General features: G+C 66.0%; 15 protein-coding genes. 8 read left to right on the top strand and 7 right to left on the bottom strand.

Annotated elements, in window-relative coordinates; genetic code table 11:
* Window positions 1-40 precede the first annotated feature (40 nt).
* Genes AC57BR_RS14495 through AC57BR_RS14485 form a run of 3 tightly spaced genes read right to left on the bottom strand, consistent with a single transcriptional unit; the run spans window position 41 to window position 3313 of the window.
* A complete protein-coding gene (locus tag AC57BR_RS14495; protein WP_496361709.1) occupies window positions 41-910 on the bottom strand; it encodes a class II fructose-bisphosphate aldolase in 870 nt (289 codons plus the stop codon).
* Window positions 910-1818 carry an NAD(P)-dependent oxidoreductase gene (locus AC57BR_RS14490; protein ID WP_496361707.1) on the bottom strand — a complete coding sequence of 303 codons (909 nt, stop codon included), beginning with the start codon at window positions 1816-1818 and terminating at the stop codon, window positions 910-912. Before AC57BR_RS14490 ends, AC57BR_RS14495 begins: the two co-directional genes overlap by 1 nt.
* Before the next feature lie 19 nt (window positions 1819-1837).
* Window positions 1838-3313: a four-carbon acid sugar kinase family protein gene (locus AC57BR_RS14485; protein WP_496361705.1), complete on the bottom strand. Its 1476-nt coding sequence runs from the start codon at window positions 3311-3313 to the stop codon at window positions 1838-1840.
* 154 nt (window positions 3314-3467) lie between these two features.
* Between AC57BR_RS14485 and AC57BR_RS14480 the strand changes: the two genes are divergently transcribed.
* Window positions 3468-4169 carry a FadR/GntR family transcriptional regulator gene (locus tag AC57BR_RS14480; protein ID WP_496361703.1) on the top strand — a complete coding sequence of 234 codons (702 nt, stop codon included), beginning with the start codon at window positions 3468-3470 and terminating at the stop codon, window positions 4167-4169.
* 75 nt (window positions 4170-4244) lie between these two features.
* Window positions 4245-4457 carry a dodecin gene (locus AC57BR_RS14475; protein ID WP_307099263.1) on the top strand — a complete coding sequence of 71 codons (213 nt, stop codon included), beginning with the start codon at window positions 4245-4247 and terminating at the stop codon, window positions 4455-4457.
* Window positions 4458-4520: 63 nt separating this feature from the next.
* On the opposite strand, the gene AC57BR_RS14470 is transcribed toward AC57BR_RS14475, so the two are convergent.
* The 3 genes from AC57BR_RS14470 to AC57BR_RS14460 form a co-directional block, all read right to left on the bottom strand.
* Window positions 4521-4712, bottom strand: coding sequence for a hypothetical protein (locus AC57BR_RS14470; protein WP_496361701.1), 192 nt, complete (start codon window positions 4710-4712; stop codon window positions 4521-4523).
* A 145-nt stretch (window positions 4713-4857) separates the two neighbouring features.
* Window positions 4858-5067, bottom strand: coding sequence for a hypothetical protein (locus tag AC57BR_RS14465; RefSeq protein WP_496361699.1), 210 nt, complete (start codon window positions 5065-5067; stop codon window positions 4858-4860).
* A gap of 171 nt (window positions 5068-5238) precedes the next feature.
* Window positions 5239-5985, bottom strand: coding sequence for a CDP-alcohol phosphatidyltransferase family protein (locus AC57BR_RS14460; protein WP_496361697.1), 747 nt, complete (start codon window positions 5983-5985; stop codon window positions 5239-5241).
* A 136-nt stretch (window positions 5986-6121) separates the two neighbouring features.
* On the opposite strand from AC57BR_RS14460, the gene AC57BR_RS14455 reads away from it, so the two are divergent.
* From AC57BR_RS14455 to AC57BR_RS14440, 4 genes are all read left to right on the top strand, one after another.
* The gene (locus AC57BR_RS14455) at window positions 6122-6952 is read left to right on the top strand and encodes an aldo/keto reductase (protein WP_496361695.1); all 831 of its coding nucleotides are present in this window, start codon (window positions 6122-6124) and stop codon (window positions 6950-6952) included.
* A 147-nt stretch (window positions 6953-7099) separates the two neighbouring features.
* The gene (locus tag AC57BR_RS14450; RefSeq protein ID WP_354262656.1) at window positions 7100-7363 is read left to right on the top strand and encodes a GlsB/YeaQ/YmgE family stress response membrane protein; all 264 of its coding nucleotides are present in this window, start codon (window positions 7100-7102) and stop codon (window positions 7361-7363) included.
* Window positions 7364-7476: 113 nt separating this feature from the next.
* A complete protein-coding gene (locus AC57BR_RS14445) occupies window positions 7477-7989 on the top strand; it encodes a hypothetical protein (RefSeq protein ID WP_496361692.1) in 513 nt (170 codons plus the stop codon).
* Between the two features lie 308 nt (window positions 7990-8297).
* A complete protein-coding gene (locus tag AC57BR_RS14440) occupies window positions 8298-10319 on the top strand; it encodes an HNH endonuclease signature motif containing protein (RefSeq protein ID WP_496361690.1) in 2022 nt (673 codons plus the stop codon).
* A gap of 87 nt (window positions 10320-10406) precedes the next feature.
* On the opposite strand, the gene AC57BR_RS14435 is transcribed toward AC57BR_RS14440, so the two are convergent.
* The gene (locus AC57BR_RS14435) at window positions 10407-11219 is read right to left on the bottom strand and encodes a putative protein N(5)-glutamine methyltransferase (RefSeq protein ID WP_496361688.1); all 813 of its coding nucleotides are present in this window, start codon (window positions 11217-11219) and stop codon (window positions 10407-10409) included.
* A gap of 248 nt (window positions 11220-11467) precedes the next feature.
* On the opposite strand from AC57BR_RS14435, the gene AC57BR_RS14430 reads away from it, so the two are divergent.
* Window positions 11468-12511 carry a lactonase family protein gene (locus AC57BR_RS14430; RefSeq protein WP_496361686.1) on the top strand — a complete coding sequence of 348 codons (1044 nt, stop codon included), beginning with the start codon at window positions 11468-11470 and terminating at the stop codon, window positions 12509-12511.
* A gap of 161 nt (window positions 12512-12672) precedes the next feature.
* On the top strand, window positions 12673-15555 hold the full coding sequence (locus AC57BR_RS14425) for an alpha-amylase family glycosyl hydrolase (protein WP_496361684.1): 2883 nt from the start codon (window positions 12673-12675) through the stop codon (window positions 15553-15555).
* Window positions 15556-15572: the final 17 nt, after the last annotated feature.

Genomic DNA, 15572 nt, shown 5'->3' with positions numbered 1-15572 from the left:
ACGGCCCCCGAACTCGCGATACGTGTACAAAAACTCCTAGTCAGCGGCTGAGGATCGCCAGCGTGCTCGTGCCGAAGTCCTTCGCGGCGGTGTTCCACCGGGCCAGCAGTCCCTGCAGGTTCTCGCCGTCGGCCCTGTGAGCGGGAAGCTGTTCCTCGAGCGTGGCGAGGACACCGGTGCGGAGCTCGGTGTTGAAGTTGACCTTGCCCACGTTCATCGCGGGCGCCTTGGCCAGCTCGTCCGCCGGAATGCCCGAGGCGCCATGAAGCACCAGTGGGATGTGCGTACGTACGGCAATGTCCTGCAGGACGTCCCAGCGCAGCCGCGGCTCGCCCTTGTACTTCCCGTGGACGTTGCCCACCGCCACCGCGAGCAGCTGCGCGCCCGTCCGCGCCACGAAGTCCTCCACCTGGGCGGAGTCGGTGAGCCCGGCAACCTCGTTGCCTGCCCCGTCGCCCTCCGCGCCGAAGGCCCTGTCCTCGTCGCCGGCCAGACCGCCCAGTTCAGCTTCCAGAACCACGCCGGCGTGCCCTTGGGCTTCGAGCGTGGAACGCACTGCACACACCAGGGAAATGTTGTCTTCGTACGGCAGGGCCGAGCCGTCCGCCAGGACGGAGTCGGCGCCAGCGGCGACGGCGGAGGAAATGACGTCAAGGTCTGTGGCGTGGTCCAGCTGCACGGCAACCGGGACGGAGGCGTCGTCGGCCAGAGCCCGGAGCGCGGAGATGAGCCTCAGTCCGTTGGCTGTGGCGGCAGTCTTGGGCGCCACCAGCAGGATGACGCCGCGCTTTGCATCCTCCGCGGCGCTCACCACCGCCAGGGCCGTGGTGAAGTCGTAGCAGGTGAACGCCGGCACGGCCGACCCCCGTTTGAGCGCGGATACCACCAGTTCGTCGAGTTGTGCCCGCATCAGCCTTCCCCAGCGGTGCGCTTTGTGGGGGCAACTACCTTGATGACGGCGGAGTCGTCAGCGGCGGCCAGCCCGTGGGCCTGGCCCAGCAGGTACAGCTGCTCGGCGGCGGCGGCAACGGGGGTCGCCAGGCCGGCACTGCGCGTAGCCTTGCCCACAATGCCCATGTCCTTGACGAAGATGTCCAGGCGGCTGAGCACCTCGGCACCTTCCTCGGTGTAGGCCTCCAGGATGCGCGGTCCGCGGTTGGACAGCATGAAGGAGCCTGCGGCGCCGGCCTCCAGGGCGGCCAGGGTCTTCGCCTGATCCAGGCCCAGTGCGTCGGCCAGCGCCATCGCCTCAGCGGCAGCCGCGATGTGGATACCGCACAGCAGCTGGTTGACGGTCTTCAGCGCCTGGCCGTCACCGGGTTTGTCGCCGACGACGGTCAGCGTCGATGCCAGCAGCTCAAGGACCGGACGTGCAGATTCCAGCGCCATCGGTTCGGCTCCGACGACGATCAGCAGGTCGCCCTCGCCTGCACGCTTCGGGCCGCCGGACAGCGGGGCGTCCACGAGCCCGACGCCGAACTCGGCCAGGCGCGCGACGGTGGACGGAATTGCCTCGGTGCCCACGGTGCTGGTCAGGATGACGACGGCGCCCGGCTTCAGCACCGAGGCCACGCCGTTCCCGCCGAACAGAACATCGTCGAGCTGTTCGCTGTTGCGCACGGCGAGCAGCAGGGCGTCAGTGTCCTGGGCGGCGTCCCGGGCAGAAGCGAAAGTCTTCACCCCGGCTTCTTCGGCGAGACGCAGGCGCGGTTCGGCGATATCGAACCCGTGGACGGTCAGCTGGCTGGCGAGGCGGGAGGCCATGGGCAGACCCATGGCGCCCAGGCCGAGGACGGTGACTTTGTAATTCGAGGTCATGATGTTCTCCGTTGAATGTTCAGAAAGTGTTGCTGAGCTTGCTGGTGACCTGGGCGAGCGACTCGTCATCACCGACGTTGCCGGCAAAAACGATGTACGGGATTCCCTTGGCAGGGCCGTCAACCGGCTCCCACAGGCTCACGATGCCGGGCAGCATGGGCCCGCGGACGATCGCGTGCCGGATCTCCAGCCCGTGCGCGGCAACATCCGAGGATGTGATGCCGCCCTTGGCGATGACGAACCGCGGCGGGAAGGTCTTCAGTGTCCGGTTCACTACGGCGACGACGGCGGCGGATACGGTGCGCGCGATCCGCAGGCTTTCGGCCGGGTCATCGGTCTTGATGAGCAGGCGGCTCGTGTGGACGATGACGTCGCCGCTGCGCAGTGCCTCCACGACGGCATCCACCGTCTGGTCGAGGTAGGCTGCCGCATCCTCGCCCAGGAGCTTTTCGACGTCGATCTCCACAATGCGCGCACTGCTGTGCCGGTCGGTAAGCACCTTGAGCTGCCTGGTGGTCACGCCGACATGGGAGCCTACAACGATCAGGCCGCCGGCTTCGGACGGGGTGTTGCCTGCGTAGGCTTCCTCGCCGCTGAGTTCGGGCCGAATGTCCTGGCCGATCCTGGCGCGCATGAACGGCGGGCCAACCCGGTAGAGCAGCTTCTTGCCGCGGCGCTCGGCCTCCTCCAGTCCCAGGGCCAGGGCGCGCATGTCGTTTTCCGTGACGATGTCCACCACGATGGGCGTTGACTGCGTGGCCGGCTCGATCGCGTCAGCGATTGCCTTGGCCGACACCTCGGCCTGCCCGGTGGCGGAACCGGCGCGGATGATGTTCAGGTCCAGCACGATCACGGAGTCCGCGGCAAACCGCCCCTGCGACTTCTCTTCCACGTACTTGGCCATCTCGGAATTGGCGAAGCCGAAGGTGGCGTCCCTGGCGAATTCGGTCTCGGCCACGGGGGTCAGCTGGCCGGCTACCGGTCCGCGCGTGTAGTGGACACCGCCAATGGTGATGCGGCCGGCGTCGGGAAACGCTGGAACCATCACGACGCCGTCGGTGGCCTCTCCGCTTTCGGCAGCCACCGTGGCGGCGATGACGTCCGGCTCCAGGGGGAAGTGACCGCGGAGGGTGGAGTCGCTGCGGCTCACAAAGCCGAGCCGGACCTCTCCCTCGCCGTCGCGGGCAGCGGCCAGGGCGTTGCGCACCACCTCTGCGTTGCGGGCGGCTGCTTCTTCAGGGTCGAGGCTGCGGGTGTTGGTCAGCACGTACACGGCGGGCTTACCCTGATGCAGAGCCCACTGGAAGTCTTCCACTTCCCAGCGGGTGAGCACGGGAAGATCTGCCACCGACTGCGTGCCGGTGGGGTCGTCGTCGAGCACCACGAGGACGCGCGCGGACGTTGCGGCCGTGGCCGCGACAGCCTCTGCAACTTGCCGGGCAGGGATCTGGAGCTCGGCGGGAAAGGCGGCCAGAACGTCGGATTCGAGGGGCACTGTGCACTCCGTTGTGTCGAAACTGTCTTGCGGATGATTTGTCAGATGTCAGACATCTTGCGTCTGGTGCTAGTGTGGCATAACGCACAGGACGTGCGCAAGTACACTTTTGCAGATATCACGGCTGTCAGGCCGCACACGGTGAACGGAAGAAATGGCACGCAAATCATTGGTGGGCGTCGTCGCCGACGAACTCCTTGACCGCATCATCTCCGGCGAGTTTCCGCCGGGAAGCAGCGTGCCGGGAGAACTGGAACTCAGCGCACGGCACGACGTCAGCCGGATGACGGTGCGGGAGGCGATGAAGACCCTTGAGGCGCAGCGCATCCTCAGCGTGGAACGCGGCCGCGGCACGTTCGTGAACCCGCTGAACCGCTGGTCGTCCCTCGAGGCAGTGCTTCGGGCCGCCTCCGAGGGCCAGAACGGGCCGGCCGCCGCCGTCCAGCTGATCGAGCTGCGCCGGATGCTGGAAACAGGCGCCTGCGAGCTGGCGGCCCAGCGCATCACCGACGCCGAGCTCGATGGCCTTCGGGAGTGCGTGGCGGACATGCGGAAGGCACGCCTGGATAATGACGTGGCGAGCTTTGTCGCCGCCGACCTGGCATTCCATGACCAGATTCTGCATGCGTCCGAGAACGTCTTCGTGGCAGTCCTCTTCGAACCGCTGCACCGCGTCCTCGAAAAGAGGCGGACCGAAACCTCGAAAGTGCCTGATATCCAGGAGCACGCGATCGGGCACCACCAGAACATCTTCGAGGCCCTGGCTGCCCGCGATCCGCAGCAGGCACGCGATGCCATGGACGCCCACATGCAGCAGACCCTCGACGACCTCAGAAGCTACGTGCTCGAAGCCTAGTCCCCGGGCGCCTCGTCCGATACTCTGCAGGAACGGCCCGCAGCCGGGTATCGATGGCGATCACGAGGAGCGAAGTTGTCTAATAACACCTACAGCATTTCTGAAATTGTCGGAACCTCGACCGAAGGCGTCGACGCGGCCGTCCGCAACGGTATTTCGGACGCCTCAAAGACCCTGCGCAACCTGGACTGGTTTGAGGTCAAGGAGATCCGCGGCCATCTCGAGAACGGCCAAGTGGCGGACTGGCAAGTCACCCTCAAGCTCGGATTCCGCCTGGAGCGGGACTGACCGCGCGGTAGCGGAACAAGTAATGCGGCGCCGGCTGTCGTTCAGCCGGCGCCGCATTCTTTGCTAATCCTGACCGGAAGCACTCCGGCGCCACACGGTGGGGGTCCCGCGGAACGCGGGAAATACCTGTCCTTCAAAGAAGGCGTGCGCCTCTTCCGGCGAGTCGGCCGGGGTCCACATTCCCGACGCCGGGCAGTGGGTTCCGGTCGAGGCGGAGGTTGTGGAGCGTTCCCGAAGCAGTGCGATGCGTTTCATCGTTGAAGGTCATCCTTGGGTCGGAGTGGGAGAAGTTCTCCTCCAAGGCTAGGAAACGCGCCACACGCGCCCAATGGACGAATGGATAGAATCCTGCCCTCCGGCTGGGCATCAGCACAGGCCCGCACCGGAGTGCGGGCAGTTGTTAGCGGGCGGGCGGCCGCTGCGGATCCTCCAGCGCCGGCTCATCAGGTTCGCCGTCAGGGCCGGTGGGTGGACCCGGTGTGTCCTGATGCGGAACTGCCGGCGCCTCCACGGGCGGGTCCTGGTTGGGGTCGAAGGGGAATCCCTCGGGTGAACTATCCCCCGGTTGGTCCGTCGGGTTCTGCTCCGGATCGGCGGGCGTTTCGCTCATGGTCTGGATCCTTAGCTGTTGGAAAGGCCGGGACTTTTCCGGCCCGGCCACTCCAAGGATTACCAGCGCCGCCATGGTTAGTCCAGAGCACCATGCCCTAAGACAAGCGCAGGCACCGTCCCTTCGTCCCGAGCCGTCAATTCACCAGAGCCGTTCAATGCACCCGAGCCATCAGTTCACCAGTTCGGAGCTGGAGGGGCGGCCGGTCAACTTGCGGTGGCCTTGCTCCAGTTCGACGATGTCCCTGCCAAACGAGGCCGCCAGCGCCACGAGCGCCACGACGACGGCAGCCATGCCGATGCCACCCGGTACGCCAGGCGTGAGTGCCAGCAGCAAGGCGAAGGGCTGGAAGGCGCCGATAACCTTGCGCAGCCTCTTCACGGGCAGCATTCGTCTCAGTTCATGCCTGATCCACCCGGCGGTCACGAAGGCGTACCACATGAGTCCGATGGCCAGCACCCAGGGACCGACGACAGGTGCAGCTGCGCAAGACAGCACGAGGACCAGCGCTGCGTCGGTCTGGACATCCAGCCGGCCGCCCGCCTGGCTCACGCAGGCAAACCGCCGCGCAACGGCTCCGTCCACCGCGTCAAGAAGAAAGGCCGCCGCACCCAGCACGACCACTGGCGCGCCGGGCCCGGCTCCGCCGAACAGGGCCGGAACCGTCACCGCAGCACAGCATGCCACCAAGACAGCACGAATCAGCGTTACGCGGTCCGCAGCCGTGGTCAGCCGGGGCTTGCGGTTGAGGATGGAAGCCGCAGCATTTCCCACCACCGCCACCCCGGCACATACGGCGGCAAGGAAGTACGGTGCCCCAGCACCCGTAGCGGTCAGGATCCAACTCCCGGACACAAGGAAACCAGCCATGGCAACGGCCACGTCGACCAGAGCGCGCCTACCCAGCAAGACCTGCATATGCCTCCTTGCGCTCATCGTAACAACAGGCGGCCTGTCGGCATTCCCGGGCTGACCTCGGATGATGGCGAAAACGGGCGCTCACGCCAGCAAACGGGTCTGGGCAAACTCTCCCCGATAGGAAAGACTCTTGCGCATGGCACTCGCACCAGTCATCGAGCTGAACGACGGCAACCGGATACCTCAGATCGGCCTTGGCACCTGGCCGCTGAACGACCGGGAGGTGAGTGACGCCGTCGCACGTGCTGCGGAAGCCGGGTACCGGCACATCGATACGGCCGTGCGATACGGGAACGAGGCCGGCGTCGGGTCCGGAATCCGCGCCAGCGGCCTGGACCGGACGGAGTTCTTCATCACCACCAAGCTGGACGGGGAATTCCAGGGTGGGGACTTGGCCGTGGCTGGCCTCGAAGGCTCGCTGAAGCGCCTGAACCTGGACTATGTGGACCTGCTGCTGATCCACTGGCCGCTCCCCCGGCGCGGAGAATTCATCTCCACGTGGAAGACCTTTGAGCAGCTGCAGGGCGCCGGGAAGGTCCGGTCGATCGGCGTCTCGAACTTCAAGCCCGCCCATCTGGAAAAGCTGCTGTGGGAGACCGACGTTGTGCCGGCCGTGAACCAGATCCAGCTCAACCCGTCCGTAAACCGCTCCGCGGACTGCGCCTACAACGAGCGGCACGGGATCACCACCGAATCGTACAGCCCGCTGGGTGCAGGATCGGGCCTCCTCTCCGCGCCCGTTCTGACCCGAATCGCCGGCAAACACAGCCGGACAGTGAGCCAGGTGGTGCTTCGCTGGCACGTCCAGCAGGGACTGGTGGCCATCCCCAAGTCAGCCGATCCGCAGCGGATGAAAGAGAACATCGACGTCTTCGATTTCGCCTTGGATGAGGAGGACCTGACCGCCATCAGCACCCTGGATGAAGGGCCCGACGCGGGCGTAAATTCCGACGTCCAAGGCCACTAACACCCGGGCACGGGTGTGCGTCGCCGGCCGCTCTTCACGGGAAGGCGACTGGAAGAAAAATAGTAAGCATGTTTAGTATTAGGGAGAAGGACGAAGCGTACCCGGCAATCCGGGTAACTCCTTTAGCTGAAGAAGGAACGATAAAAGATGGGTTTTTTCGCATTTCTGATTCTGGGCCTTATCGCCGGAGCCATTGCTAAGGCCATCCTCCCCGGCCGGCAGGGCGGCGGCATTTTCATCACGCTCCTGCTCGGCGTGGTTGGCGCAATTCTCGGCGGCTTTATCGGTAGCGCCCTCTTTGGAGTGGGCATCAACGAGTTCTTCTCGCTGTCCACGTGGCTGCTGGCGATCGGCGGCGCACTTATCGTCCTGCTGGTCTACGGCATGATTACCAAGCGCACGGCCCGCTAGGCAGAGCAGTGCCGGAACCGGCTCCGGGAAGCTCCCGGGGCCGGTTTCCTACCCCGGAGCCCCACGGGGCCCACCATATTGGTACAGATCCCCCTCAAGAGTAGGAGATCATCATGAAATCCAAACTTCTCTTCGGCGCCGGAATCGCTGCAGGCTACGTGCTCGGATCCCGGTCCGGCCGGGCAGCTTACGACAAGCTCAAAGCACGGGCCGCAGGCATCTGGGACAGCAAGCCGGTCCAGGACAAGGTCACGGCAGCGACTGAAGCCGTCAAGGAAAAGGCCCCCGAGGTCGGTGACCAGCTCGCGGAAGCCGCACGCCGGGCAGGAACCGTACTCGGCTCGGCCCTGCACCACGATACGCCGAAGCCGGGTGACGCTGGCACCGCTTCTGCCGGCACCGCTTCTGCCGGCACCGCTTCTGCCGGCATTGCGTCTGCGGACGATACATCGGCAGACAGCGGGCACGTGCCCGCCCACAGCACGCATCCGGAGACGGTCAACCTCGGAACCTCCGACGTGGAGTCCGATCCGGCTCTCAACGACGGCACGGGTCAGGACTGGTCGGACGAGGGCGGAGCCACTCCCGCCGGCGCCGCCACGAATGTAAATCCGGACAAGCAGTAGCACCAGAGGTGGATTTTGAGCCTGCATCCCGGGCGGTGTGGGCAACGACCAAAAATGTCAGACCCCTCTGACAATGTTTTCCTATGGAAGCCATCGGGGAAAAGGCAGAAGGCATGTCAGGCCGGGCAACACTGCCCGGCCTGACGGCTGCCCTGCTGCATAGCATTCCGTTTCCGGACGTCCGGCTTCTGCCGGATCAGGCACCGCCGTTGCGGACACATCTTCGTCCGACGGCGGTGCTGCCGCCGGCTTAGCCGCGCACATGCCCCACCTCCGAAAATGTCAGACCCCGTTGAGATAGTTTTCCTGTGGAAGCCTTTGGGGAGGATCGAGCGGATACCGCGGCCGGGACGGACGTGTCCGGCCTGAGTGCGGCTGCCCTGTTGCGGGTCGGCGGGCTTCGCAGCGTTCCCTCGGCTGATTCCGTGGCTGACAGCTCCGTAGGCGACGCGTCCGACGGCGGTGCTGCCGCCGGCTTCGGTGCCGCCAACCGTTTGGGGGCCGGCTCTGCTTTTGCCACCGCACGCGCCGGATCCACCGCACGCCCGGTTTCTTCCACCGCACGCGCCGGGACGCCCGCCCTGGCATCAGGCAGCCCGGCGTCCCCGGCCCTGGCAACACCTGACCTGGAAGCGTCCCTGGCGCTGCTGGACTCGGCCACCGATGCGGCGATGGAGGAGCTGGCCGCAGCCAACTTCCTACAGGCGGCCGATTTCGCGGAGCTCACCGAGAAACTCTCCCGACGCCTCGAATACCTCCAGCTGCTCGCCGCCGGCGCGGTGGACCGGACACGGACCGAGGCGATCAACGCCGCAGCGACCGCCAGCCCCGCGGCCGGCTGGACCACCGGCTGGGGCACTGAAGCCGAACCCGAACCTGTCTCGGATCCTGGCGCTCAGCCCTCCGAGGCTGCCGCCCCTGCCTCTGGGTCTGCGGTGGCCTGGTCCCCGGCCGATGACGGAGCACGGAACACCGCCGAGTTCCTCCGCACCCGGCTCCGGATCAGCACCCCCGAAGCCCGACGCCGCCTCGCCCTCGCCAACGCCACCCTCCCCCGCACCGGACTCACCGGCCGGCCCATGCCACCAGAACACGAAGAAACCGCCGCCGCCCTCACCGCCGGAATCATCTCCTCCCGCGCCGGAACCACCATCACCACCGCCCTGGACAAAGTCCGCCACATCCCCGACCCCGCTACCCTGGCCGAGATGGAGCACAACCTCACCCTGACAGCGATCGAAAACGACCACGACTTCCTCACCCGCATCGCCCACCGCTGGATCGACGCCCTCGACCAGGACGGCACCGAACCGTCCGAAGAACACCTCCGCCACCGCCAAGGCGTCTTCCTCCACCACAAACGCGGCGGCCTCCACCACCTCGAAATCCGAGCCACCACCGACCAATACGAAGTCCTCACCACCGTCATGAACACCGCCACCAACCCCCGCACCACCACCCCGGACACCACCAACTGCGGGAGTGACAACACCAGCCCTGACAGCGGCAGTGACAGCGCCGCCGTCGACCTGGACGCCGCATTCAACGCCGCCGCCCCGGAACCGGACCTGGACCGCCGCACCCTCGCCCAGCAACGCCTCGACGGCCTCATCGGCGCGAGCAAGGCAGCCCTCGCCGCCGGCACCCTGCCCACCACCGGAGGACTCCGCCCCCAGGTCATGGTCACCATCAACCACCGGGACCTCCTCAACAGCATCCAAACCACCGCCAGCCGCGGCCCCCGCTACGCTCAGAACCACCCCCGCAACCTCCGGCCAACAGACAGCACCCGGCAGACCAGCCAACCCTGGCCCGAGCCGGGCACCGCCACAGACACCTGGCAGGCCAGCGAACCCGACCCCCTGCCCGCAACCGCACCACCTGACATCCAACCCTTGGGCACACCCGCCGGCAGCGGAACCTTCACCTACACCGGCCCCGTCACCGCCTCCACCATCCGCAAAATCGCCTGCGACGCCGACATCATTCCCGTCCTCCTCGGCACCGAAGGACGCATCCTCGACATCGGCCGCACCACCCGCATCTTCCCGCCCCACATCCGCAAAGCCCTCAACGCCCGCGACCAAGGCTGCGCCTTCCCCAACTGCACCATCCCCGCACCCTGGTGCGAAGCCCACCACATCACCTACTGGTCACAAGGCGGACCCACCAGCACCGACAACGGAGTCCTCCTCTGCACCCACCATCACCACCTCATCCACAAGGAACAGTGGAAAATCCACGTCAAAAACGGAATCCCCTGGTTCATCCCGCCACCCCACATCGACCCCCGCCAACAACCCCGACAAAACCACCACCACAAAACGTGAACGGCCAGACAGGACGCCGCCACGGGGGGGCCGCCGCGGGCCACAAAGCAACGGCAGCCCAGCCGCGAGTGACAACTGCTTCGCGGCCTACAAGAGCTTCCCAATTACCGCTGTCGCGTCCAGTTCGGCTGACGTGGCAATCCGCGGGCTCAGTCCCCCACCGATCATGGCCGCCGCAGTAACGGGAGCTTGCAGCCGGCTCGTTTCGACAAGAAGGTGCCCGCCTGGGCTGAGCCACGCAGCCGCTTCCGCGATCACCCGGCGCTGGATGTCGAGCCCGTCGGGCCCTCCGTCGAGCGACACCCGAGGCTCGTGCACGCGGGCTTCATGAGGCATGCTGCTGATAGAAGCCGTGGGCACATACGGCGCATTTACCGCCAGGACCTCAACGTTGCCCCTGAGCCGGGCAGGCAGCGCAAAGTAAAGGTCACCCTCATGGACCACACCGCCCGCCGGCTCAACGTTGAGCCGGGCGCAGCGCACGGCAGCAGGGTCGACGTCGGAAGCGTGCACCTCAATGCCGGGCACCAGTACCGCCATCGCGGTACCTACAGCGCCGGAGCCGCAGCACAGGTCAACAACAACCGGAGGGGCCGACGACAATGGCTCTGCGGACGCCGCGCCAAGGAGTGCAGCAGCCTCGCGGACCAGCAGTTCCGTCCGGCGGCGCGGTACAAAAACGCCCGGCTCGACCCTGATGCGCAAACCGCAAAACTCGGCCCAACCGAGAATATGCTCGAGCGGAAACCCGTCGGCTCGCCGCTGCACGGCGTTGAGCAGCTCATTGGGGGCCAAGCCTGCGGAAAGGAGGAGGTCCGCTTCGTCCTCGGCAAAGACACAGCCGGCGGCGCGCAGTCTGCTGATGACGGTGGAGCGGGAAAGCGGTGCTTGAACAGGCAAGGAGGCGTCCTTCAGGTGAATGATGGGCGCTCGGTGCATGCGTCCGACTAACCTTGGCGGTCCGTGGGGCGGCGGGCAGGAAGAACCCAGGCTGGCATTGCGTGAATTTTTCTCACCTCCCGGTAGTACTGAATTGGCACATTAATAACCCTGCACAGGCACTTCTAAAGGTGTCCAGCAGTAAATCGGCTCTGCAAAAATCCATGTTATCCGACGCCGAATCCGGCAATCATTGGCAGGATATAACGATGAACCACAGCGAAACCCACACGCTCATCTGGACCGGCTCCTATACTGCGGACCGCTGCGGCCACGGTGCCGGGATCGGGGCCGTATCGGCCAACGCTGATGGAACGCTGACCTGGCGCGGTACGGCGGCAAAGGCGGACTCGCCGTCGTTCGTTGCCGTGCACCCGCAACTGCCCGTGGTTTACGCCGTCGGCGAGAACGCCAAAACCGTCCAGGCGTACCGGCGACGGGGAGAGTTCGGCCTCGAAGCCGTCGGCGAGCCGTGGGCGGCCGGCGAAGCTGCCTGTCACGTTGCCGTCGATCCGCAGGGAAAATTCCTGATCGTAGCCTGCTGGGGCGACGGCCAGGTGTTGCTGTACGAACTGACGGACGACGGCGGCATCGCCAGCCGCCGTCCGGCGGCACCATCCAGCGACCCGCACCGGGACGAGCGGCCCAGCCGGGCCCACGCCAGCCTGGTTCTCGCTGACGGCCGGATCATGACCACCGACCTCGGCCACGACCTCCTTCGTGTGTGGAACCACGTCCCCCGGACGGGCCTGGCATTGGACCATGAGGTGGTGCTCCCGAAGGACAGCGGTCCCCGCCACCTGGTGCAGCACGCCGATGGAACGGTGTTTGTGGTCTCCGAGTACTCCATCGAGGTCTTCGCATCCCGGGCCGCCTCGGCGTCGGGGAAGTTCGAGCTGGTGGGCCAGGGTCCCGCGACATCCGACGGCGCCAAGGAGGGTGACTCCGCGGCCGAAATTGCCTTGTCGGCGGACAAGCGGTTCGCATATGTAGGCGTGCGGGGATCCAACCGCATCAGCGTGCTGGAGGTGACACCGTCAGCAGAGGGCAGTCAGCTTAGCCCGCTCGGCGACTTTGCCAGCGGCGGCGACTGGCCCCGTCATCACCTGGTCCGCGGCGGATGGCTTCACGTGGCCCATGAGCGGTCCCACGACATCACAACCTTCCGCCTGGACGTCCAGACAGGCCTTCCGGAAGGCCCCCTTCAGCGTCTCGTTGCGGGTTCCCCAACGGCCCTGATTATGGCAAGCTAAACCGCAATCGACAAAGTCAATACAGGATTAGTCACTGCCAATACCGATCCATCACAGGAGCTGGTGTTGGACATCGGGCTTGCCCTTGGACGAGTCGGCACCCCAACGGATTCCGGGCTTCCCTACCCGGACAAGCAACGTTGCTTTGCGGAAGGTCCAACATGTTCACCGTCCCTCGCCTGAAATCCCCGCGCACCCTCGGTCCTATCAATCCCGCCCGCGCAACTCTGGCGGCAACCGGCGCGCTCGTCCTGCTGGCTGCATCAGCCCTGCCCGCGCAGGCCCTGCCCGCCCAAGCAGCCCTGCCCGCCCAAGCAGCCCTGCCCGAGCATGCAGCGCCAACCGGGGCGCAAGCCCAAGCACCCACCCAAGGCGCAGCCGCCAGCAAAACCCCTGGACCGCCGTCGGACCCGGTTAAAGGCACCCATTCCCTCCGCACCCCTGTCACCGACGAGAACTTCTACTTCGTCATGGCGGACAGGTTCAGCAACGGCAACACCGGCAACGACCAAGGCGGCCTGGGACCGGACCCGATGGTGTCCGGCTTCGATCCCACCCGCAAGGGCTTCTACAACGGCGGGGACCTGACCGGCCTGCTGGAGAAGATCGACTACATCCAGGGGCTCGGAACCACGGCGATCTGGCTGACACCGAGTTTCAAGAACAAGGCGGTCCAGCCCGAGGACAATTCTGCGGGCTACCACGGCTACTGGGTCACGGACTTCACCCAGATCGATCCGCACCTGGGCACCAACGCGGAGCTGAAAGCGCTGATCGACGAGGCGCACTCGCGCGGCATGAAGGTGTACTTCGACATCATCACCAACCACACCGCGGACGTGATCGGCTACAAGGAGGGCGCCCGCACCGGCTACGTTTCCAAGGACAAGGAGCCATACCGCACCGCCTCAGGCCTTGCCTTCGATGACCGGGACTTCGCCGGCCGCGCGGACTTCCCAAAGCTCGACGCCGGGACGTCCTTCCCGTACACGCCGGTGCTTGATCCGGCGGAACAGAACCTCAAGGTGCCGGCCTGGCTCAATGACCCGACGCTGTACCACAACCGCGGCGACACCACCTTTGCCGGCGAAAACTCCTTCTACGGAGACTTCTTCGGCCTGGACGACCTGTTCACCGAACACCCGACGGTGGTGGCCGGCATGACGGACATCTACGAGACGTGGATCCGGGACTTCGGCGTGGACGGGTTCCGCATCGACACGATGAAGCACGTCAACGACGAATTCTGGCAGCAGTTCGGGCCCGACGTCCTCGCATACGCCAAGGAGCACGGCAAAGACGAATTCTTCATGTTCGGCGAGGTCTTCGACACCTCCAAGAGCAACACGTCCCAGTTCACCACCCGCAACAGGATGCAGGCGGTCCTCGACTTCCCGTTCCAGGATGCGGCGCGCAATTTCGCGTCGAAGAGCCAGGACGCGAAACAACTGGAGACCTTCTTCGCCGCCGATGACTGGTACACCGACGCGGATTCCAACGTCTACCAACTGCCCACCTTCCTGGGAAACCACGACATGGGCCGGATCGGCAGCTTCATCAGCACCGACAACCCGGACGCGGACGACGCCGAACGCGTAGCCCGCGACGAACTCGCCCACGAGCTCATGTACTTTTCCCGCGGAAACCCCGTGGTCTACTACGGCGACGAGCAGGGCTTCACCGGGCCCGGCGGGGACCAGGACGCCCGCCAGACGCTGTTCGCCAGCAAGGTGCCCGACTACCTCGACGATGACCTGCTCGGTACGGACGCCACCCACGCCACCGAGAACTTCAACACTGGGCATCCCCTCTACGCCAAGATCCGCGAACTCGCGCAGCTGACCGAGGAGCACCCGGCCCTGCGCGACGGCGCCCACCAGCACCGCTACGCCTCGGACGGGCCCGGCATCTACGCGTTTTCCCGCACCGATGCCGAGGACCAGCGCGAGTACGTGGTGGCGCTGAACAACAGTGAAGAACCGCAGACCGCCGCCGTTCCCACCTACATCGCCAAGCGCAACTACAGCCTTCTCTACGGCGACGCCGCCGAAAATTCCAGGACCTCAGCCGACGGCAAACTGACCGTGACAGTGCCGCCGCTGTCCGCCGTCGTCTACCAGTCCTCCGGCCGGATCCCCCGGGAGAAGGCGGCGCCCGCCGTCGCGCTGCAGCCTCCCGTGTCCGCCGCGGCTACCCCCACGTCCGCCGGGGATAACGGCCGCATCCAGGTGACGGCCGACGTCGACGGCAACTCGTTCTACGAGGTCACCTTTGAGGCCAGGACGCCGGGCGGCACGTGGGAGCGCGTCGGCACAGATGACACCGCCCCCTACCGCGTCTTCCACGATGTCTCGGGACTGAACCCCGGCACTGCGGTGGAGTACCGGGCTGTCGTTTTGAACAATGCCGGCCGCACCTCGGCCAGCGCTTCCCGGTCCGCTGTGGTGCCGGACCCGGTGCTGACCATCAACCAGCCGGCCGAAGGCAGCACCGTCCAAGGGAACGTGGATGTGGTTGCCACTGCGGACCCGGAGAAGGCCGGCCACGTGGTGCGGTTTGAGCGCAGCATCGCGGGCGGGCCGTGGACAGCTATCGGCTCCGACGATGACTCATCGCCGGCCTACTCGGTGGCGGACGACCTGGCCGCCCTGAACCTCGCCGACGGCACCGAAGTGCGCTACCGGGCACGCCTCGAAGGGTCAAACGTGGTGAGCAATGTCCGGACAGTGGTGGTAGGCGCCGCACCGCAGCCCGACTCGGTCACTGTGGCGGGAAGCCTGAACAGCGAGATGGGCTGCCCGGACGATTGGCAGCCGGCGTGCGAGGCGGCGTTCATGGCCTTCGATCCGGCTGACCGCCTGTGGAAACTCACGGCGGACCTTCCGGCCGGGCAGTACGAATTCAAGGCGGCCATCAACGGCTCCTGGGATGAAAACTACGGCCAGGATGGCGCCCCGAACGGTTCAAATATCGTGCTGAACCACGACGGCGGTCCGGTCACCTTCCAGTACGACCACACCACGCACGTCATTTCGGCCGGCTAGGCCCCCAGCGTCAGGCC

It is taken from the genome of Arthrobacter sp. BGA-UO-ETr-C19 (assembly GCF_059568005.1).
Note: the sequence above shows the minus strand (reverse complement) of the source record. Positions and strands in the feature narration are given on the sequence as shown.